This is a genomic window from Rhizobium sp. AC44/96 (genome assembly GCF_001692185.1).
In the GTDB taxonomy this organism is placed as follows: domain Bacteria; phylum Pseudomonadota; class Alphaproteobacteria; order Rhizobiales; family Rhizobiaceae; genus Rhizobium.
Window position 1 is genome coordinate 435,374 of record NZ_LXKO01000014.1, and the last position, 19,513, is coordinate 454,886.

Annotated in this window: 19 protein-coding genes and 1 pseudogene; 11 read left to right on the plus strand and 9 right to left on the minus strand. The window is 61.1% G+C overall.

Annotated elements, in window-relative coordinates:
- Positions 1–5 precede the first annotated feature (5 nt).
- Both A6U87_RS14650 and A6U87_RS14655 read right to left on the minus strand, forming a co-directional pair.
- Positions 6–1,493 (minus strand): 4-hydroxyphenylacetate 3-hydroxylase N-terminal domain-containing protein, encoded by a 1,488-nt coding sequence (locus A6U87_RS14650; protein ID WP_244499499.1) that lies wholly within the window; start codon positions 1,491–1,493, stop codon positions 6–8.
- Positions 1,494–1,562: 69 nt separating this feature from the next.
- On the minus strand, positions 1,563–1,973 hold the full coding sequence (locus A6U87_RS14655) for a carboxymuconolactone decarboxylase family protein (protein ID WP_065691975.1): 411 nt from the start codon (positions 1,971–1,973) through the stop codon (positions 1,563–1,565).
- A gap of 183 nt (positions 1,974–2,156) precedes the next feature.
- On the opposite strand from A6U87_RS14655, the gene A6U87_RS14660 reads away from it, so the two are divergent.
- The 6 genes from A6U87_RS14660 to A6U87_RS14685 all read left to right on the plus strand — a co-directional run bounded on the left by A6U87_RS14660 (position 2,157) and on the right by A6U87_RS14685 (position 8,099).
- Entirely contained in the window at positions 2,157–3,005 is an 849-nt protein-coding gene (locus A6U87_RS14660; RefSeq protein ID WP_065691976.1) for an N-acyl homoserine lactonase family protein, read from the plus strand.
- Entirely contained in the window at positions 3,002–3,784 is a 783-nt protein-coding gene (locus A6U87_RS14665; RefSeq protein ID WP_083199393.1) for an SDR family NAD(P)-dependent oxidoreductase, read from the plus strand. The genes A6U87_RS14660 and A6U87_RS14665 overlap by 4 nt, the downstream gene beginning before the upstream one ends.
- A gap of 32 nt (positions 3,785–3,816) precedes the next feature.
- Positions 3,817–4,713, plus strand: a complete 897-nt coding sequence (locus A6U87_RS14670) for an NAD(P)-dependent oxidoreductase (RefSeq protein ID WP_065691977.1) — start codon at positions 3,817–3,819, stop codon at positions 4,711–4,713.
- Position 4,714: 1 nt separating this feature from the next.
- Positions 4,715–6,067 carry an MmgE/PrpD family protein gene (locus tag A6U87_RS14675; RefSeq protein ID WP_065691978.1) on the plus strand — a complete coding sequence of 451 codons (1,353 nt, stop codon included), beginning with the start codon at positions 4,715–4,717 and terminating at the stop codon, positions 6,065–6,067.
- 19 nt (positions 6,068–6,086) lie between these two features.
- A complete protein-coding gene (gene ppaT, locus A6U87_RS14680) occupies positions 6,087–7,271 on the plus strand; it encodes a pyridoxamine--pyruvate transaminase (RefSeq protein WP_065691979.1) in 1,185 nt (394 codons plus the stop codon).
- Positions 7,272–7,394: 123 nt separating this feature from the next.
- Positions 7,395–8,099 (plus strand): GntR family transcriptional regulator, encoded by a 705-nt coding sequence (locus A6U87_RS14685; protein WP_065691980.1) that lies wholly within the window; start codon positions 7,395–7,397, stop codon positions 8,097–8,099.
- Positions 8,100–8,114: 15 nt separating this feature from the next.
- Here the strand turns inward: A6U87_RS14685 and A6U87_RS14690 are convergent, their stop codons facing one another.
- Together A6U87_RS14690 and A6U87_RS14695 are read right to left on the minus strand one after the other, a co-directional pair.
- Complete coding sequence (locus A6U87_RS14690; RefSeq protein WP_198928710.1) at positions 8,115–8,882, minus strand: SDR family oxidoreductase; 768 nt, start codon at positions 8,880–8,882, stop codon at positions 8,115–8,117.
- A gap of 271 nt (positions 8,883–9,153) precedes the next feature.
- Entirely contained in the window at positions 9,154–9,558 is a 405-nt protein-coding gene (locus A6U87_RS14695; protein WP_065691982.1) for a hypothetical protein, read from the minus strand.
- Positions 9,559–9,727: 169 nt separating this feature from the next.
- Between A6U87_RS14695 and A6U87_RS14700 the strand changes: the two genes are divergently transcribed.
- The 5 genes and pseudogenes from A6U87_RS14700 to A6U87_RS30450 all read left to right on the plus strand — a co-directional run.
- Positions 9,728–10,693, plus strand: coding sequence for a BMP family protein (locus tag A6U87_RS14700; protein ID WP_244499500.1), 966 nt, complete (start codon positions 9,728–9,730; stop codon positions 10,691–10,693).
- Positions 10,694–10,767: 74 nt separating this feature from the next.
- Positions 10,768–12,339, plus strand: a complete 1,572-nt coding sequence (locus A6U87_RS14705; protein WP_065691984.1) for an ABC transporter ATP-binding protein — start codon at positions 10,768–10,770, stop codon at positions 12,337–12,339.
- Positions 12,336–13,427 carry an ABC transporter permease gene (locus A6U87_RS14710; protein ID WP_065691985.1) on the plus strand — a complete coding sequence of 364 codons (1,092 nt, stop codon included), beginning with the start codon at positions 12,336–12,338 and terminating at the stop codon, positions 13,425–13,427. Before A6U87_RS14705 ends, A6U87_RS14710 begins: the two co-directional genes overlap by 4 nt.
- A 16-nt stretch (positions 13,428–13,443) precedes the next feature.
- On the plus strand, positions 13,444–14,376 hold the full coding sequence (locus tag A6U87_RS14715; RefSeq protein WP_065691986.1) for an ABC transporter permease: 933 nt from the start codon (positions 13,444–13,446) through the stop codon (positions 14,374–14,376).
- Between the two features lie 167 nt (positions 14,377–14,543).
- Positions 14,544–14,630, plus strand: a pseudogene (locus A6U87_RS30450) (short-chain dehydrogenase); the annotation flags it as partial.
- A 109-nt stretch (positions 14,631–14,739) separates the two neighbouring features.
- On the opposite strand, the gene A6U87_RS14720 reads toward A6U87_RS30450, so the two are convergent.
- The 5 genes from A6U87_RS14720 to A6U87_RS14740 form a co-directional block, all read right to left on the minus strand.
- A complete protein-coding gene (locus A6U87_RS14720; RefSeq protein WP_065691987.1) occupies positions 14,740–15,630 on the minus strand; it encodes a LysR family transcriptional regulator in 891 nt (296 codons plus the stop codon).
- A gap of 88 nt (positions 15,631–15,718) precedes the next feature.
- Positions 15,719–16,033, minus strand: a complete 315-nt coding sequence (locus A6U87_RS14725) for a hypothetical protein (protein WP_065691988.1) — start codon at positions 16,031–16,033, stop codon at positions 15,719–15,721.
- A 17-nt stretch (positions 16,034–16,050) separates the two neighbouring features.
- Positions 16,051–16,515, minus strand: coding sequence for a nuclear transport factor 2 family protein (locus tag A6U87_RS14730; RefSeq protein WP_065691989.1), 465 nt, complete (start codon positions 16,513–16,515; stop codon positions 16,051–16,053).
- Positions 16,516–16,581: 66 nt separating this feature from the next.
- Complete coding sequence (locus tag A6U87_RS14735) at positions 16,582–18,645, minus strand: pyridoxamine 5'-phosphate oxidase family protein (protein WP_083199397.1); 2,064 nt, start codon at positions 18,643–18,645, stop codon at positions 16,582–16,584.
- Positions 18,646–18,698: 53 nt separating this feature from the next.
- Positions 18,699–19,313 carry a glutathione S-transferase family protein gene (locus A6U87_RS14740; protein WP_065691991.1) on the minus strand — a complete coding sequence of 205 codons (615 nt, stop codon included), beginning with the start codon at positions 19,311–19,313 and terminating at the stop codon, positions 18,699–18,701.
- Positions 19,314–19,513: the final 200 nt, after the last annotated feature.

Consider the following 19,513-nt stretch of genomic DNA (forward strand, 5'->3'; position numbering starts at 1 on the left):
CCAGCTTATTCGATCCCGGCGATCTTCTTCACTTGCGCGACATAACCATCACGCTTGACTTCGTTGTAGAGTCTTGCGCGAAGGGCAGGCGCTGGGGTGGCGTTGACGTTTTCGAACAAGGCCACGCGACCCGCGAGCGAACCCGACGTCATGTCCCAGATGAAGTTCATCAACTGCTCCTTGACCATGGCCGAAACGCCATGTCCGGGAAGGAGTTCGTGCAGGAAGTGGCCGACGTCAGGGTTGTCGAAAGCCTTCTTGCCGAAACGCATGACCAGGCCCTGGCCGCACAATTCCTGCAGGATGTGGATGATCTTCGGGTAGTTCTCGATCGAGTAGAGGCGACCGGCCGTCAGCATCCCGACATCGGGGCGCATGACGTCGCCTTCCGTCGGAACGGCAAGCGCTTCGGCAGCGGTGACGAAGGCGCGCAGCGTCTGGGCGTATTCGACGAGCTGGCCGAGCATCATCTGCACGGCCGGGATTCGGCCGGTGCCCAGATAATCGAGCACCATCTGGCCGGCGCCGACGAAGAGTTCGGCCTTCACCGCGAGGCGGGTGAGAACGTGCCAGTGCGCGAAGACGCAGACCGGACCGTAGTAGCTCATCGCAGTCGGGTCGCCGAGGTTGAACAGCCGCTCCTTTGGAACGAAGACGTTGTCGAAGACGATGAACTGGTCGGCTTCCTCACCGAGGCTGGACACCGGATGGTCGAACTTGCTCGACTGAGGCTGCGAAACCATTTCGCGGGAGATCATCTTGATGCCGGGGGTGTCGATCGGAACCGAGCCCCAGATGCAGGCGTCCGCCGGCGTTTCCTGAATGCCGCCGAGATTGGTGAAGAAGATGTCGTTGGCCTGCGCAGCGATCGAGCCGACTGTCTTCGCGCCGTAGATATAGACACCGTCCTTGGTGACCTTGCGCGCCTTGAGCAGCGAGGCTTCGGATGCTTTCGGGGAGGACCGGTCGGCTTGCGGGCCGGCGAGGCTTTCCGAGGCAGTCAGGTTGTTGTTCTGACCGAACTCCATGTAGCGCTCGATATTCTCGGCAAAATCCGGATCAATGCCTTCGATCAGCGACTTCTTCTTCTTGAAGGTCGGCAGATAGGCATAGAGGCCGACAACGATCGAAGGTGCGAGATCCGGCGGACGACCGAAGGTGCCGGCAGTCTTGAGCGAGGTGTATTCGATCATCTTGCGCCGCGCGGCGAGGTCTTCCTTGGTGCGCGGGATCTGCCAGGAACGGCTGAGGACGGCGCCGACCTTTTCGTCGTAGTAGGTGGTCGCGTCGGCATGCTCCTCGGTGAACTGATCGTCGAACATCGACGCCAGCAGATCGATGCCGCTCGCGAGTGCCGGCTCATCGTAGACCGACTTTAGCTTCTCGCCGCCGACCCATATCTGGCGGTTGTCCTTGAGGGACTCCTTGTATTCTTCCCCGGTCTTCAGCTTGTGCGGCTTACCGTTGATGGTCTCGGGCTTTCCCTTTGTCACTCAGGCCTCCTATTGCAATTGGAATCGCCGGTGTTCCCCTTTTTGTGGAGCGCTTCCGGTTGATGAGAGTTAAGCGTTAGCGGCTTTTTCTTCGCGGACCTGCCGGATCACTTCGGAGGCAACACGCATGGAATCAAGCGCGGCGGGTACGCCGCAATAGATGGCTGCCTGGAGGATGACCTCGACGATCTCCTCTTCCGTCACGCCGTTGTTAAGCGCTCCGCGGACATGGAGCTTGACCTCGTGCGGACGGTTCAGCGCGGTCAGCATGGCGAGGTTGAGAAAGCTGCGGGTCTTGCGTTCAAGTCCCGGACGTGTCCAGATTTCACCCCAGCACCATTCGGTAACAAGCTTCTGCAGGGGCGCGGTAAGGTCATCGGCGTTCGCCAGCGACGGTGCGACATATGCATCGCCGAGCACTTCGCGCCTAACCTTCAACCCTTTCTGGAATTGTTCAGTATCGAATTCGGGACGAGTCATGCATCTCTCCGTTGAGGGGCAGTCCGGCCAGTTGTCTTTCGAGTTCCCCGTGTGGCCGTTCTGATTGTCTCAAGGTTAGACATGCCGGACTTGACCTGTCAATAGATTGTATGACAAGATTACGGTCATACTGAAATGGAGCCGCGGTGCCTGCCAGGGCGTCACGCGGTGGGAGTGGGAATAATGGCAGATTCAGCAGCAGCGCCCGAGACTGAAATTGCGCCTTTCGAGCTTTATGCGCTGCGCTATGCCACCCACGGAGGACGCAAGGCCAAGGACAATTTTCTCTATGCGGATCCGCATGAGTCGGGAGCCGATCTCGACTATTTCATCTGGCTTGCCCGCCGGGGAGAAGAGGTCTTTGTCATCGATACAGGCTTCGGGCAGGAGGCTGCCGATGCGCGAGGCCGTACGCTTTTGCGGCGCCCGGTCGATGCGCTGGCCCTTCTCGGCGTCGATGCCTCCGCTGTTGCGCAGGTGGTCCTGACGCATCTTCACTATGACCATGCGGGGACGCTGTCGGACTTCCCGAAGGCTCGGTTCCACCTGCAGGTCGACGAAGCTGGGCATGCCACCGGCCCCTGCATGTGCGATGCCAAGGCGCGCGCGCCTTTCGATGTCGAAAATATCGTTGCCTACATCAGGAGCCTCTACGACGGACGAATCGAATTCCATCGGGGAGATGTCGAGCTTGCTTCCGGCCTATGGCTGCATGCCGTGCCGGGTCACAGTGCCGGCCTGCAGGCGGTTCGCGTCTTTACGGAGCGTGGCTGGGTAGTGCTCGCCTCCGATGCAACCCATTTTTATGCCAATATGGAACGGCGCAACCCCTTTCCGGTCCTCTATGACGAAGCGGCCCTCATTCGTGGCTATTCCAGGCTACTGGAGCTTGCTCCGAGCCCGAACCATATCGTGCCGGGGCATGACCCTGCGGTGATGCGCGCTTATCCCGCATCCTCGACGGCGCTGGAGGGCATCGTTGTGCGGCTGGATGCGGAGCCGCTTCCTTCCTGGGAGGTATTGGCGCGATGAGCGATGTGTCTGGACGTGGCGTCTTGATCACCGGCTCCGCCCTTGGCCTGGGTTTGGAATTGGCGCGAGCCTTCGCGAAGTCCGGCGATCGCGTCTTCCTTACGGACATCCGCCCCGAGATTGCTGATGCGGCGGCGGCCCTATCTGCCGAGATCGGACGGCCGGCCGGAGCGATTGAACTGGACCTTTCGGAGGAAGGCGCAGCCGATCGTCTCGTTGGCGCGGCAAAGCAGGACCTCGGAAAAATAGACATCCTCATCAACAACGCCGTAGTCCGTAAGATGTCGCCGGTACAGTCGCTCGCAGACGCTGACTGGGACAGGGCAATGGAAGTCAATCTTTCGGCGCCGTTTCGGTTGATCCGCGCCTGCCTGCCCGCCATGCAGGAGCAGGGCTGGGGTCGGATCGTCAACATGGCCTCGGTCTACAGCCTGATCGCGCTTGCCGGACGGGCCGATTACGTCACGACCAAGCACGCGATTGTCGGACTGACGCGCACGGTCGCGCTCGAACTCGCTGCCACCGGCATCACCTGCAACGCGATCTGCCCGGGATTGATGGCAACGGATTCGGCGCTGGACCGCATCGGCGCGCTGGCGGCTGAAAAGGCGATCAGCGTCGGGGAGGCGACAGCGCTTTTCCTCTCCAGCCGGCAGCCCGGCGGCAAATTCATCCCGATGGAGACAGTGACGGCGCTCGCGCTCTTCCTTTGCGGTTCTGCCAGCGAAGGCATCAATGGTGCGGCCATCCCCGTAGACAATGGCTGGTCCTTTGCCTGACGGCAGGACCGGCACGATAACAGGAGAGTGGAATGACTGAAGTGGGTTTTGTCGGCCTCGGCAATATGGGACGTCCGATGGCGGAGCGCATGATCGGCGCGGGCTACAAGCTCGTTGTCAACGATCGCGCCGAGGCTGCCGTCGCTGCCCTAACATCGGCGGGCGCGGATGCCGGCGGCAGCGTTGAGGAGCTGGCAGGGCGCGTCGAAACGGTGTTCCTGTCGCTGCCGACACCCGAAGTGGTGCTGGCCGTTGGGCGAGCCATCGCGGCCAATCCCGGTGTGGTGAAGCGTGTGGTCGATCTCTCGACGACGGGCCCCAAGGCGGAAATGGACCTCGCAGAGATACTCTCGGCGGCGGGCATCGCCTTGATCGATAGCCCGGTCTCCGGCGGTGTGGCCGGTGCGAAAAAGGGAACGCTGGCATTGATGGCCGCCGGTCCGTCCGCGCATTTCGCGGTGGCCGAGCCGATGCTGCTTACGCTCGGCAAGGTTATCCGCGTTGCCGAGGAGCCCGGCAAGGCGCAGGTAATGAAGCTGATCAACAACATATGCTCGGCAGCGGCTCTCGCGATCACCTCCGAGGCAATGGTCATGGGCGCGAAGGCTGGCCTCGATGCGGATGTGATGATTGAAGTGCTGAATGCCGGCTCGGGACGCACCTCGGCAAGCGTCGACAAGATTCCGCGTTTCGTGCTGCCGCGCGGTTTCGATTTCGGTTTCGCCATCAGCTTGTCGCTGAAGGATATCCGCCTTTGCCTGGAGGAGGCCGAGCGGCTGGGCGTGCCGATGATGGTCGGGAACGCAGTACGGATGCTCTTTTCGATTACAAAGGCGGATCTCGGTCCTGACGCGGACATGACGGCCATCATCCGCCCGCTTGAAAAATGGGCGGAGACTGAGGTACGCGGCAAGGCCGCCGGTGTCTGATATGGCCGATCTCAGCGCTGCTGTCGCCAGTTTCGTTCACTCTCCGCCGGATCTGCCGGATCCGGTGCGAGCAGCCGGTCGACGCTCGCTGCTGAACATGGTCGGAACGGCGATCGGCGGATCGAACGAGGCGGCGATCCAGAAGCTTGTGGCACTGCTGCCGGCCTTTTCGGGGCCCGCGACCGCGAGCCTTATCGGACGGCGGGAACGGACCGATATGCTGTGGGCTGCCTACATCAATGCGGCCTCCGCCAACATATTCGACTACGACGACACGCATATTCCAACGGTTATCCATCCATCCGCTCCGGTCGGACCTGCCGTGCTGGCATTGGCTGAGACGTTGGCCGGCGAGGGGCGCGCGGTGTCGGGCGAGGCATTGGTGGAAGCTTTCGTGCTCGGCGCCGAGATCACCTGCCGGCTGGGCAATGCACTGCACCCTGTCCACTATGCGCGCGGCTGGCATATTACGTCGACCTGCGGCACGTTCGGCGCAGCGATGGCCGCTGGGCGGCTGATGCGGCTTTCGCCGCCGCAACTCGTGGACGCGCTGGGTCATGCACTGGCTCAGGCTGCAGGTTCCGTGGAAACGCTCGGGACGATGTCGAAGAGCCTCTCCGTGGGGCAGGCCGCGCGCGCCGGGCTGATGGCGGCCAAGCTTGCGGCCGAAGGCTATACCGGGCCGGACCTGCCGCTCGAAGGCGTTCGCGGTTTCCTTGCGCTGCATTCCGACGCACCCGACTACACCGCGCTGACTGGAGAACTCGGCAGTCGCTGGGAAATATTGAAAAACACCTTCAAGCCCTATCCTTGTGGCGTGGTCCTTAACCCGGTGATCGAAGCCTGCCTGGCGGTTCATGCTGAAGGCGGTTTCGACGCGGACGATATCGTATCCGTCGAATTGGTCGGCCATCCGTTGTTGCGGCAGCGTACCGATCGGCCCGATGTTAAGACCGGTCGGCTCGCACAGGTGAGTGCGCAGCATGCTGTCGCCGTTAGCTTGCTGTGGGGCAGGGCCGATCTTCAGGCCTTTTCCGATAGCGCCGTTCTCGATCCAGCCCTGAGGACAATGGGGGCGAAAGTGACGTTCGCCGATGATCCATCCTACGTGGTGGAATCCGTTGAGGTTCGGTTGCGGCTGCGCGATGGGCGCCACATCGCACGCGAGATAGCGGGCGCCAGAGGCGGGCTCGACCAGCCCATGACCGATACTGAACTCGCAGCAAAGTTCCGGGCGCAGATTGGTTGGCGCGGTCTCGCGCTCGACGCGGATGCGCTGATCTCATCGCTTGAAGCGATCGAGACCGCGAGGGATGGAACGTCGTTTCTCGCCCTGACGAGAGACGACAACTGAGAACAAAAAGGGGAGCGATATGAACCAGACGAAAATTGCCGATCCAATCTTTACCTTGACCACGGGGCCGGTCGATGCCTATCCAGCGGTGCTGCGCGCCCTGTCCCGCCCGGTGCTCTACGACTACGATCCGGCGTTCCTTGCGTTCTACGAAGCCGTCAATGCCAAGGTACAGCGCGCCTTCCACACGAAAACCCCACCCGTGATCCTCCAGGGCGAGCCCGTGCTGGGGCTCGAAGCGGCTGCGGCTTCGCTGATCGCCAAGAAAGACGTGGTGCTTAACCTCGTTTCCGGCGTCTACGGCAAGGGGTTCGGCTTTTGGGCAGCGCGCTATGCGCGGGAGCTGGTCGAATTGGAAGTTCCCTATAACGATGTCCTGACGGCCGATGCGGTGGCCGACATGTTGAAAAAGCGTCCGGATATCGCCGTGGTCGCGCTCTGCCACCATGATACCCCGTCAGGCACCGTCAATCCCGTGGCCGAAATCGGTGCAGTGGTGAGAGCGGCGGGAAAGCTCTTCATCGTCGATTCCGTATCGGCCTTTGGCGGCATGGACGTGCTTCCGGAGACGGCTTGCGCCGATATTTTCGTAACCGGCCCCAATAAATGTCTCGGCTGCCCGCCCGGTTTGTCGCTTCTGCACGTCAGCGAGGCTGCCTGGGAGAAGATCGCCGCCAATCCCGATGCCCCGACAGCTTCGATGCTTTCGATCAGTGATTGGAAACGAGCTCACGAGGCTGGCCAACCGTTCCCGTTTACCCCCTCGGTTTCCGAAATCAACGCCCTCGACGCCGCCATGGATCTCTATCTGGAGGAAGGCGAGCAGGCAGTATGGGCGCGCCATGCGCTGACAGCCAAGGCATGCCGGGCAGGCGTGCAAGCAGCCGGCCTGAAGCTCTGGGCGGCACGGGAAGACATCGCCTCGCCAACCTGCACTGCCGTGGCAATCCCCGATGGGATCGACGAAGCAAAGCTGCGGGCGTCGATCCGTGATCGCTACGGCGTTGTCTTTTCTTCTGGCCGTGCCGAGACGCTGGGCAAGCTTACGCGCATCGGGCATATGGGCCCGACTGCACGTCCGACCTATTCACTCGTCTCGGTTGCAGCCATCGTTGGCGGGCTCAAGGCCGCCGGCGTCAAGGACCTTGATGTGGAGGCTGGAGTTGCGGCGGCAATGAAGGTCATAGACAGTGCAGAAAAGTGAAACATTGCACGAGAAACGGGCATCGGGAAAATCTGGTGCTTCCAAAAGAAGCAATTGCCGTATAGTAATACGGTAATACCGATCCTTCTCGCGGGCCAGAAGGACCAACCCAAGGCTATGTCTATGAATGGAAAAACACCGCCTTTCGACTTCAAAGTGGTCAAGGCTGCTGCGCCGGTACGTCACAGCGTTACGGAGAGCATTCGCAATTCCATTGCGCTTGGATATTTCGAGGCCGGCCAGCGCATTACGGAGCGCGATCTCTGTGAGATGACCGGCGTCAGCCGTACGGCCGTGCGCGAAGCGCTGCGCCAACTTGAAAGCGAGGGCCTCGTCGAGGTGGTGCCTCATCGCGGGCCGATCGTCGCTCGCCTGAGGCCGGACCAAGCCGAAGGCATCTACCAGGTGCGTGTCGAACTGGAAGGGCTCGCGTGTGAGCTTTTCGCCAAGAATGCTACCGATAGCGATATCGAAGCGCTGAAGGCTGCGTTCGAGGTGCTGAAACAGGGGGAGAAGATCACTGACCCCCTGGAGAGGCTGACCGCGAAGAATGCCTTCTACGACTGCTTGATTTTCGGCGCACACAACGAGGCGCTTGGCCACACGCTGTCTTCGCTGAACGCGCGCGTCATGGTGTTGCGGGCAACCTCTCTTGGTGCGCCGGGGAGAACGCGCGAAAGCCTTGAGGAACTGGACGTGGTTGTCGGTCATCTGGCCGCCCGGCGGGGCAAGGAAGCCCGCAAGGCAGCTGCTCATCACGTGATGAATGCGGGCAAGGTCGCCATAGCCATTCTTCGTGAGCGGCTGGCCGAGGAGGCCTCCGCCTGATCGGGCGGTAACCGGTCAGATCCCCGGGGTTGCGCCACCGTCGACGTTGATCACCGCGCCATGGACGTAGGTGGCAGCGGGGCTGCAGAGGAACCGGACCACATTAGCCACTTCCTCCGGCGTCCCGTAGCGCTGGATACCCTGCGCGATGCGAAGTTCCTCGCGCGCGGCGTCGAGCGAAATATTGCGTTCCGCGGCGAGAACGTCGATGCGACGGCTCAGTCGGTCCGTGAGGATGTGCCCTGGGCAAAGCGTGTTGACGCGCATGCCGCTGCTCTGCGCACGCTTGGCGATCGCCTTGGTGAAGTTGATCAGGGCGGAATTGACCGAACCACCGATGGTGAAATCCGGTTCGGGCGTGTGTGCGCCGACGCCCGATATGTTGACGATCACACCCTTGCGGTCTGACAGCGAGCTCCAGGCGGCACGGCAGAGACGGACGGTCGCGTGAAACTTCAATGCGAAACCGTCCAGAAAATCCTCGTCCGTCAGAGCCAGAAAATCACCGCGTTTCGTCGCGCCTGCATTGTTGATCAGCGCATCGATCTGCCCGGTTGCAGCCAACGTTTCGCCCACGATTTTCTCCGCCGCGCTGGCGCGCGACAGATCAGCAACGACGGTCACCACCCTCGGCGCCCCCGCGGCGCGAGCGGCATTTGCGGTTTCTTCAAGTGCTGCAGCGTCTCGCGCACAGAGGCCGAGCGCGAACCCGTCCTTTGCCAATCCGATGGCGAAAGCCTGGCCTAGCCCGCGGCTGGCGCCGGTTACAATTGCTGTGCGCATTCCCATTTCCTCTTACCCGTGCGGTATGCACTTTCACATAATACTTCATGGAATCAATACATTGCCCGACGAATCCTAAATTTCGTTCCGATCCACAGTTTCAATATTGTATTACGGTATGATCATGCTATCGTATTCTCACACTGTCAATCGAGATCGTAATTATGGGTTGCGGGGTCGTGTCGAATTTGTTGCTCTGGCATCCAGCCCTTCTTGAGTGGAAGGGCCGGAGATCGCATCGCGAACTGCGTGCGGGTCGCGTTCAAAGCGCCTACTGCGCGGTGCAGCCCGTCCGTTCGCCATCCCCCGTGCAGCGCAGATGGATCGGCGCGGGAGCCACGCCTGCTCGTCGCTCCAGTGGGATTTCGGCCCGCGTCTGCCAGTCATCGCCTTTGCGGCCGCACCAGACGCGCTGCACCGCCATTTTGTTGCCGACCGTATTCATCTGGAACACCGTGCCAGTGGCAACGTCGACGCCGAAGCTGAAGGAGAGATTCTCACCGGGGGCAACGTCGCCCAGATTTGCCGAATACCAGTGCGCAATCGACGCACTGCAGGCAAGGGTCGTCTTGCCGGTATTTTCAACCGCGAAGTCGATGGATTGCGCGGTCGCTGAGGCTGATGCGGCGTTCGCGCCGGCGAGAACCAATGAAACAAAAGCGAGGTGGAGTCTCATATAAAACCTATCGGCTTGATTTTCGTACAACCAAAAAACTGCACGAAGTCGAGTAACAGTCAATCACAAACCAAACAGTGGGAACAATAAAATGAAAATAAAAATGAAATCAATTCTTTGTAATACTGCAATTGCTGTTGTATTGAGCGGCGGTGTCGCAAACCATACTATGGCGCAAGACATAGACTCCATTGCAATACTTGCGCCTGAGATGGGAACGGATATGGGCTGGAACCAGCAGGGCGTCGCCGCCGCCAAGGCTGCAGCCGCTGCTGCCGGTATCAAGGCTGTCGTGGCCGAGAACCTCGGCTACGGCGATGTACGCCCGACCCTGCGCGAATTGGCAGAGGATGGAGCGGACCTTTTGATCGCTCATGCTTCCGGCTACAACACCGCGGCTCCTGAGATCGGCGCCGAAATGGGAATACCGGTTGCCATCGTCGATAGCCCGGACAAGCTCTCTGCCGGCAAAGTTGCCGACTATACGGCTGCAGGCGGCGACGGCGCCTATCTTGCCGGTCGCCTTGCCGCCAAAATGAGCCGCACCAAGGTTGTCGGCATCGTCGTCTCCGGTGAGCCTCCGTCGTGGAACAACATGTCGGTCGCTTTCGCGCAGGGCGTGAAGGCGGAAAACCCGGCCGTGGATGTGCGCTACGCGGTCATCGGACCGGCTGCCTACGCCGATGCTGCGGGCGGGAAACGCGTCACCGAAACGGTCATCGCTTCCGGCGCCGATATTATCTTCGGACAGGGAAACGGCTCGAGCTTCGGCATGCTGCAGGCAGTGGAGACCACGAAGGCGACCGATGGCGGAAAGGCCTACTTTATCGACGTCATCGGCGACAAGACCTCGATCGACAAGGGATTCCTGCTGTCGTCGGTCGTCTGGGACCTCACGCCTGTCTACACGGCGATGATCAAGGACCTGAAGGACGGAAAATACGGTAGCCACAACTACAATATCAAGCTCGACGATGGCAGCCTTCGTCTTCTGAAGACTGCCAATATCCCTGATCAGGTCTGGACCGAAATGCAGGCCATCCAGGCCGACGTTGCCTCCGGCAAGATCAAGGTCGAGCAGAAGTTCGATGCCGACAGCGTTCATGCGCTGGTAAAGTCGGTCGCCGCAAAGTGAGCCATCTGCTTTGAAACCTGTGTCGCCGCATTCGCACGGATGCGGCGAAAAGGAATTGCATAAAGGATGATGAAATGCAGGCGGCAAACGAGGCGGCAGCCTCTCAGTCAGATGCCTCCGGCAGACCGTTTCTCGGTTTGCGCGGCGTAACGAAACGCTTCCCCGGTGTTATCGCCAACAACAATGTCAGCATAGATATCCACCCAGGTGAGGTGCATGTCTTGCTGGGCGAAAACGGTGCAGGCAAATCCACTCTGGTCGGTATGCTTTCCGGCTTGCAGCAACCGGATGAGGGCAGCATCGAGATCGACGGTTTTCCGGTCGTGATCACGTCGCCCCGTCAGTCGCTGTCGCTTGGGATCGGCACGGTGTTTCAGCATTCCATGCTGGTTCCGAGCCTGACCGTGGTCGACAATTTCACGCTTGACGGCGTGTGGTGGCAGAGGCCGGATAGATCCGGCGTTGCCCAGCGTATTCATGAGACCGCGAACCGCGTCGGCCTGAGAGTCGATCCCTTCGCTCTCGTCTCCAGCCTTTCGCTCGGCGAGCGGCAGCAGGTCGAGATCCTGCGCGCACTGACGCGCGGTAGCCGATGCCTGATCCTTGACGAGGCGACAGCGATGTTGACCCCGCATGAGGCCGTCGCGCTTGGCGAACTGATGCGCCGGCTCGCTGGCGAGGGCCTTGCAGTCATTTTCATCACCCACAAGCTGAACGAGGCGCTGGCCTACGGTGATAGAATCTCCGTCCTGAGGCTCGGTCGCAATGCTGGCGCGATCGGCCCCGAAGAACTGCGCGCGCGTTCCGATGAAGACAACACGGCGCAAATCATTGCCTTGATGTTCGGCCAGTCGGCCGTCGGCAACGGCGAGAACCAGCCGAGGATGACGCGCGATCTCGGATCTGTCGTTCTCGATGTCGCCAACCTGAATTGCACGTCCGGTAGGGTAGCGTTGCGCGACATTTCGCTGACGTTGCGCGCTGGCGAAATCCTCGGCATCGCGGGGATCGACGGCAACGGGCAGAAAGAGCTCGCCGAAGCGCTGGCGGGGCAGGCCGTGGCTTCGGGCAGCGTCCGATTGAACGGTGCCGAGATCGGAGCCCTCACCGTCGGTGCACGTCGTGCGGCAGGACTCCGCTACGTTACCGACGACCGGCTCGGCGAAGGAACCGTGGGAAGCTTCGCCGTTGCGACCAATTTCCTCCTCAAGGACATCGGCGCGGCTCCTTTCTGGCGCAAGGGCTTGGAGCAGCCGCAGGCCATTCGTTCGCAAGCTGCCGAACACATCCGCAATTTCGATATCCGGACCCCGGACAGCCTGACGCCGGTCGGGACACTGTCGGGCGGCAACATCCAGAAGGTCCTGCTTGCGCGTGAGCTTACAGGATCTGCCGAAGCCGTGATCTTCGCCAAGCCCACCTACGGACTTGATGTCAAAAATATTCGCGCCACGCGCCAACGCATTCGCGACGCGGCGGATGCGGGCAAGGCCGTGCTGTTGATTTCGACGGATCTCGACGAGCTTCTCGAACTCGCCGACCGTATCGTCGTGATCGACAGGGGCAGACTGCTCGGAGCGATCCAGAATAATGCAGGCGCGCGCGATGCGATCGGCCGCCTGATGAGTACCGGAGAAGAACAATGAGCGATCCGCAAGCCAACGCCGTCAGCGTGGCGAGTTCCAGCAGGCGAGCTGCTTTCCCGGCGTGGGGCAGGGTGCTCGCTACCAGCGTCGCACCGCTGGTCGCAGCTCTTGTTCTGGGTGGCGTTATCCTCCTGGTCATGGGCGTTAATCCGCTGAGCTACTACGTTTACGTTGTCGACCGGGCGATCCTGTCGCCCTCCGGGCTTTCTGCTACCTTAACCCGCATGGGGCCGTTTCTTCTGATTGCGGCGAGCCTGATTGTCGCATTCCGCGCAGGCATCTGGAATCTCGGAGGCGACGGGCAGTTTCTGCTGGCTGCGGTCATGGTCGCAGCAACAACGCCGCTCATGCATGCGGCAGGCATGCCCATCTGGCTGAACCTGCTGATCGGCATGATCATCGGACTTGTGATCGGTGGTCTATGGGGCATCCTGCCGGCCGCGCTCAAAGCCTGGCATGGTATCAACGAAATCATCACGACGCTGATGATGAGCTTTCTTGGCGTGTCGCTTGCCAATGTTCTGGTCAAGCTCGCGTTTCTCGATCCGGCGACGACAACGCCGCAGACGCGCACCCTCCCGGTGGATGCACGTCTGCCGAAGCTGTTCGACACGACGATTTCCTCGGGTTTGATCGTCGGACTGGTGGTGATCGTTGCCGTGCATCTGATGATGACCCGCACCTCGTTTGGCATGAAACTGCGGCTCGTCGGCGCAAACCCGCGTGCGGCCATCCATGCCGGGCTTTCGGTGCCCAGGTTGACGATCGCGGTGTTCGCGATCTCTGCCGGTCTGGCGGGGTTGTCGGGAGCCGTGGATATTCTGGGCACCCAGGGTAACGTACGCGCCGACTGGAATCCTGCCTATAGCCTCACCGTCGTTCCACTGGTCTTCCTTGCGCGCCTCAACGGCTTTGGCGCGATTGCCTACGTGTTCCTCTTTTCCGCGCTTACCATCGGCAGCGAGAGCGCGGCGCGCCGGCTCGGGGTGCCGAGCTTCTTTTCACTGGTCATCGTGGCTTTGCTGCTGATCACGCTCGCCCTCGCCGAATATCTGGACAAGCGCCGGCAATACCGGACCAAGCTCTGAAAAGAAGGATAGAACCGTGTCGCTTTTCACAGAAAGTTTCATCATTACCCTGTTCCTCGGAGCAATCTCGGCCGGAACGCCTCTCCTCCTTGCCGGTCTTGGGGAGCAGCTCTCCGAAAAGGCCGGGGTGCTTAATATCGGCCTTGAGGGCATGCTGCTCGCAGGCGCCTATGCCGGCTTTCTTGCCGCTTGGTCGAGCGGCAGCATGGCCCTTGGTTTTGTCGGGGGCGCCGCGGCGGGTGCCTTCGTCGCGGTGTTCATGGTGCTGTTTTGCGTGCGCCTGGGTCTCAATCAGATCGTTATCGGCATTGCGCTAACCCTTGCAGTGCAGGGGCTGACCGCCCTTTTCCATTTTGTACAGTTTTCCAGCAGCTATCCCCGCCTTGACGGGATTTCGAAATGGCCAATCTGGCCGCTGTCCGAAATCCCGATCGTCGGGTCAATTTTCTTCAACCACAATCCGGTTGTCTATCTCGCGGCCATTCTTGTCGCGGTGTTCGCCTGGCTCTATCGCATGACCCATTTCGGTTCGGTCCTGCAGGCGGCCGGCGACAAGCCGGCGGCGCTCGATGCCATGGGTGTGGATGTCATCCGGACCCGCAGCATTGCGGTCCTGATGACGGGCGTTCTGGCCGGCCTCGGCGGGGCTTTCATGTCTGTTGCCGTCGCAGGCGTCTTCATTCCGTTCATGAGCCACGGAAACGGCTTCATCGCCATCGTTCTCGCGATGTTGGCTCGGGGACGGCCGCTGTGGGTACTAGGAGGAGCGCTGCTCTTCGGCGCTAGCCTTTCGCTTGCCACTGCGTTGCAGGTCGCTGGTGTTAACGTCCCGACAGATATCATCGAGATGCTGCCTTTTGCGATGGTGATGCTTGTGCTGCTCGTCGCGGGCCGCAAGGCAAGTCTGCCGCAGGCCTTGGGCGAAAGCTTCGTTCGAGGTGCCCGCTGATGAGTATAGTGTGACGAGCAGGCATCACTATCTTGCGCGCCGTGGCCAAAGCGATTGCTTGGCCACGCGCGACGATCTCGATCCATGATCGGATATTTCACGGAAAGATTCATGCTTCGCTCTGGTCGACGCCGGCATCAACCGTCGCGGAAACCTGTTCTCGCTATCCCGGGGAAGTCGCCGCACTCGTGGCATTCTTTGCTTCTGAGGAGGCGCCGTTCGTATGTGGCTCACTGGTGGAAATCACTGGAGCAGGCGGTGGCGTAGCCGCCGGTGTCGGGTGCCATTTGCGGCCGTCGGCATGCGATACCGGCGCCCCCTCAACATATTGTTGATCGAGCCGCGTCCAATCTAGCTTCAAGGTCAATTGAGAAGGCGGTTCGCCCGCAGGCGGGATACCACCATATCGACGAATGCTCGCACCTTGGCCGGAGCGTGCCGCCCCTCGGGGTGAAGCACATGGATAGGCAGGGCATCGTCTTCGTATTCACCGAGCACGATCTGGAGGTCTCCTGCGATCAGTGCGGGACCGATCTGGTAGTTCAGCACTCTCGTCAGTCCCCAACCCTCTCTCGCGGCTGTGATGGCTGCCTCGTTCGTATTGCATTGGAGGACGGCGTCGATCGTGACGCGATGCTCGCCGGCGAACCGCCATTCCGGCGACGCCCACGCGCTCGTTGGCAGTGCCATGCGATGCGCCTTGAGATCGGCTGGAACGTTAGGAACACCATGGCGCTCGAAGTAGGCCGGCGATCCGCAGACGACGCGGCGCACTGTCCCGACCTTGATGGCCGCAAGCGTGGAGTCGGCAAGGTGGCCGATGCGGATGGCGACATCGATGCCTTCGTCGACGATGTTGACCGGCCTGTCGATGAACAGCGTTCGCGCTCGCATGGCTTGATAGGTATCAAGATATTCCGTCACGACGGGAAGCACATACATCTGGCCGAACATGACCGAGGCGGTCACGGACAGCATGCCCGTCGGTACTGCGTAGCAGCCACCCGCCGCAGCCTCCGACTCGGCAATATCGGCGAGGATGCGGCGACAATCCTCAAGGTATCTTAGGCCGGCTTCCGTCATCTTGACCGAGCGGGTCGTGCGCACGAAAAGCCTGGCTCCGATTACGTCCTCGAGCGCCGCGACGGCGCGTGTCACTGCCGGGGGGCTCATGTGCATCTGACGGGCTGTGTCTGCGAAACTCTCGGTCTCGGCAACCTTCACGAATATCCGCATCGCCTGCCAACGATCCATGCTTTTCCCCGTCAGTTATCTGGATGTCGCCATAGTAGAGGCCGGCACCCAGGAGCGGCAAGGGGCTCAATGACCGACACACCAAATGTCATTGCAAGGATCGCTGGATGCGGGCGGCGAGCTTTTCTATTTCCATGCAACTGCGCTCGCAAAGTCCGGTTCGCCGTGCACACCGCCGCCGTTCCTCGGAAGGCGCCAGCGCCAATGCGACGGCCGCCGATATCTTGACATCGAAACTCGACCCGCGCCGCGCCATATCGATCTCGGCGCCTGTCATGCCGATGGCATGCGCGTCCTTGTCCTGCCTTCGTGACAGCTGCAGATCGGCGCATGACGCAGAAAGAGCGAGTTCGATCGAAAGCAGCAGCCGCGCATCGAGCCTGGGCCCCACCGTCTTTGGCATGCCTTCAACTCCTCCGCCTAGAAACCGAAGTCGCTCAGGCCAGGATGATCATCCGGGCGGCGGCCGAGAGGCCACCTGAACTTGCGGTCGGCTTCGGCAATCGGATGTTCGTTGATGCTGGCATGACGCACGCGCATCAGGCCATCCTCGGCAAATTCCCAGTTCTCGTTGCCATAGGCGCGAAACCATTGGCCACTATCGTCATGATATTCGTAGGCGTAGCGAACGGCGATACGATTGTCCCGAAACGCCCAGAGTTCCTTGATCAGGCGATAGTCCAGTTCCTTGTTCCACTTCCGGGTCAGAAACGCCTCGGCCTCAGCACGGTTCGTGACGAACTCCGCACGGTTGCGCCACCGCGTGTCGGGCGTATAGGCGAGCGCTACCTTGGCAGGATCGCGACTGTTCCAGCCATCTTCCGCAAGGCGAACTTTTTCGATGGCGGTCTGTTCGGCGAAAGGGGGAAGCGGTGGGCGTGACATTTGGGAACTCCTTGATTGCTTGTGAAAGGGTTGATGGCAAAAGCTGAAGGACTCTCTGTGAGTTCTTCAGACCGCAAGCTGGATACCTTCGCCGTCCTGGTTAGCGGGAACTGAGCAGCATAGAAGGACCTCGCCGTCGCCGACCTTCGCGGTCGGTTCCTTGATATAGGTCACTTCACCCTTGATGAGTTTCGTGCTGCAGGTTCCGCAAGTGCCCTCGCGACAACTGAAGTCGGGTTGCAGCCCGCGCGCTTCCGCAAGCTCCAGCAGAGTGCCGGCGTCGGGCGTCCAGCGCGCTTCTTTCAGCGAGTTCGTGAACACGACAGGCACGGCCTTGGTGGAAGGCGGCATCCGTTGCGGCCGCACGGACGCCACCAGAGTGCTCTCTGTTCTCTTCAGGGATGAAGGGCCAAAAGCTTCTGCGTGGATACGATCATCGGCAACATTATAGCCGCGCAGCCCGTCGTAGAGCGCCTGGGTAAACTGCGGCGGGCCGCAGAGGTAGAAATCGTAGTCGTTGAACGGCAGAAGTCGCGTCAGCAGCGCCATGTCGATCCGACCGGCTGCGTCGTAGTCGGTTCCCTCTACTGCCCCATCCGTGTCGCTCAGCACGCGGACGAATTTGACTGCTCCCTTGGCAGTGCTCACGAGCTCGGTGATCTCGGCCTCGAACGGGCGGTCGGCTTTCGATCGGACAGCGTGGACGAGGGTGACCGGACGAAGCCGCTGCTTTCGAAGTCCTTCATAGACCGCATGGCGCAGCATCGCGAGCAGCGGGGTAATCCCGACGCCGCCCGCAAGCAGTACGGCAGGACGCGTGGAGCGGGCATCCAGGGTGAAGTCGCCGGCCGGCGCCCGAGCCTCGATGACGTCGCCGACCATGATGTTGTCGTGCAGGAACTGCGATACCAGCCCATCCCGTCTCACACTGATGCGATAGAGGCCATCTGAGGGAGCGACTGATAGGGTGTATGTGCGGATGAGCGGCCTGTCGCTCCCCGGAAGTATGACCCGGATCGGCAGGTGCTGGCCGGCGACATGCGGCAGCAATCCCGCCCCATCGCGCGGCTGCAGGTGAAACGATCGGATCGTTTCGCTCTCGTCGACGATCTTCGTGACCGTCAGGGGGCGCCATGTCGTGGCGAGTTCTGCCGCGCGCATCCGCTCCGCGGTCTGTGTCCAGTTGCCCGTCATCAGCGAGTTTGGCGACCAGCCGTCCGTCTGGAACTTCCAGCGGAGCGCCAGCGCTTCGGACCGAAGTACGATACGGCGAGGCCTGAATGTCCAGAGACGTTCGGCCCCTTGAAAGGCTGCAATTTCAGGCGAGTCGAGAACGACTTCGGCGTTGCCTGTCATCTGCAGCACGTCGCCGTTCGTGAAATCAACAAAGAGAAGACCGGCCTTGCCATTCAGCAGGATATTCCCGAGCGTGGAGAAGAACAGGTTGCCGTCGAAATCCGGGATCGTCAGCGTGCCATCTTCGCTCACACGGACGAAACCTGCATTGCCGCCGCGATGCGAAACATCGACCTGCCGCCTGTCTTCGCGATCGGCGTAGGACGCGACGAAAAAAGCGTCGCTACCCTCGATCATGGACCGCGCGCGAGCGTCGAGGACGGGAAGCTCTTCGATGACGCCCGGGAACGCCTGCCCAGGTTCGCGCGCAAACTCGAAATCCCGCAACTGGATGTAACGCGGGCAATTCCCAAAGCTCTGGTCGACATCGACGCGGATGCCGCGAGCGTCAGTGAATGCGACGCCATTCATCCGGTTGCGGCGGCGTGTGTGCATCTCGATACCGAGCAGACCGACCGGCCTGCCGTCCGTCATACCTTCGCTGGCAGGGTCGCTTGGATCTGTGCGCGCAGCAATGTCCAGCACCGTCGGCGAGGGCGAGGTCATGAACCCCGGATGCCCCTCGACGAAGGTTGCCCAGGCGTCGTTCCGCGAATCGACGCTGCCGAGGACGATGAAAGGAAGCTGGGCGAAGAAATCCCGGTGCTGGTCGGGCATGAAGTCGCGGATCACGCGCTGGCCGACAACGGCCATGCGCTCGGCAACGCCCAGCTTTTCCTGCAAGAAGGTTTCGCCCTCGTGCCATACCGGCAGTTTTTTCAGGTCTTCGCCCATTTCCATCTCCTTCAATTGCAGCAAGCGTGGGTGCAAAGGCGCCGGAGCGGAGGTCAGGCCGCCGCGAGGCCAACCGGCGTTTGAACGAAATCGACAAAGCCCGGCAGGGCTTCCACGCGACGCAGAAGGGCGTTCACAGCAGGATAGCCCGACAGGTCGACGTTCCCTTCGGGCGCACGCGCCACATAGCTGTAGATGGCGACATCCGCGATCGTCGGATGGTCGGCGACAAGCCAGTCACGACCGGCAAGCTGGCTTTCGATCCTGCCAAGCAACGTATGGGCGCGACCGATGACCTCTTCAGGATTAAACTTGGCGCCGAACACGGTAATCAGCCGCGCCGCGGCTGGGCCGTAAGCGAGTTCACCCGCCGCAACCGAGAGCCAGCGCTGAACGGCAGCGGCACCCGCTGGATCTTCCGGCAGCCAATCCGTCCGCCCGGCCTTCTTTGCCGCGTAGATCAGGATCGCGTTGGAATCCGAAACGAAGATGCCTTCGTCCTCAAGCACCGGCACCTGACCGAACGGGTTCATGGCAAGGAATTCCGGCGCCTTGTGCGCACCGGAAGCGAGGTCAATTTCGACCAGATCGTGCTCTACGCCGAGCAAGGAAAGGAAAAGCCGCGCCCGATGCGCGTGGCCCGACAGCGGATGGTGATAAAGCTTCATGGTGTGCTCCCTGCGAGTGCCGGTCGGGTCCATTCCCGATCCGCATGTGCAAGGTGCTTTAGTTATAGAGCGGTTTGAACGGCTGAATTTGGCAGTTCATCATTCCGCTGGGCGTAATAATCATTGAGCCTATTGGAGTGATCGGGTGGTTATTGGGGTCATCGAAGAGCAAGCTCTCGATATGGAGGGCGTTGATCCAG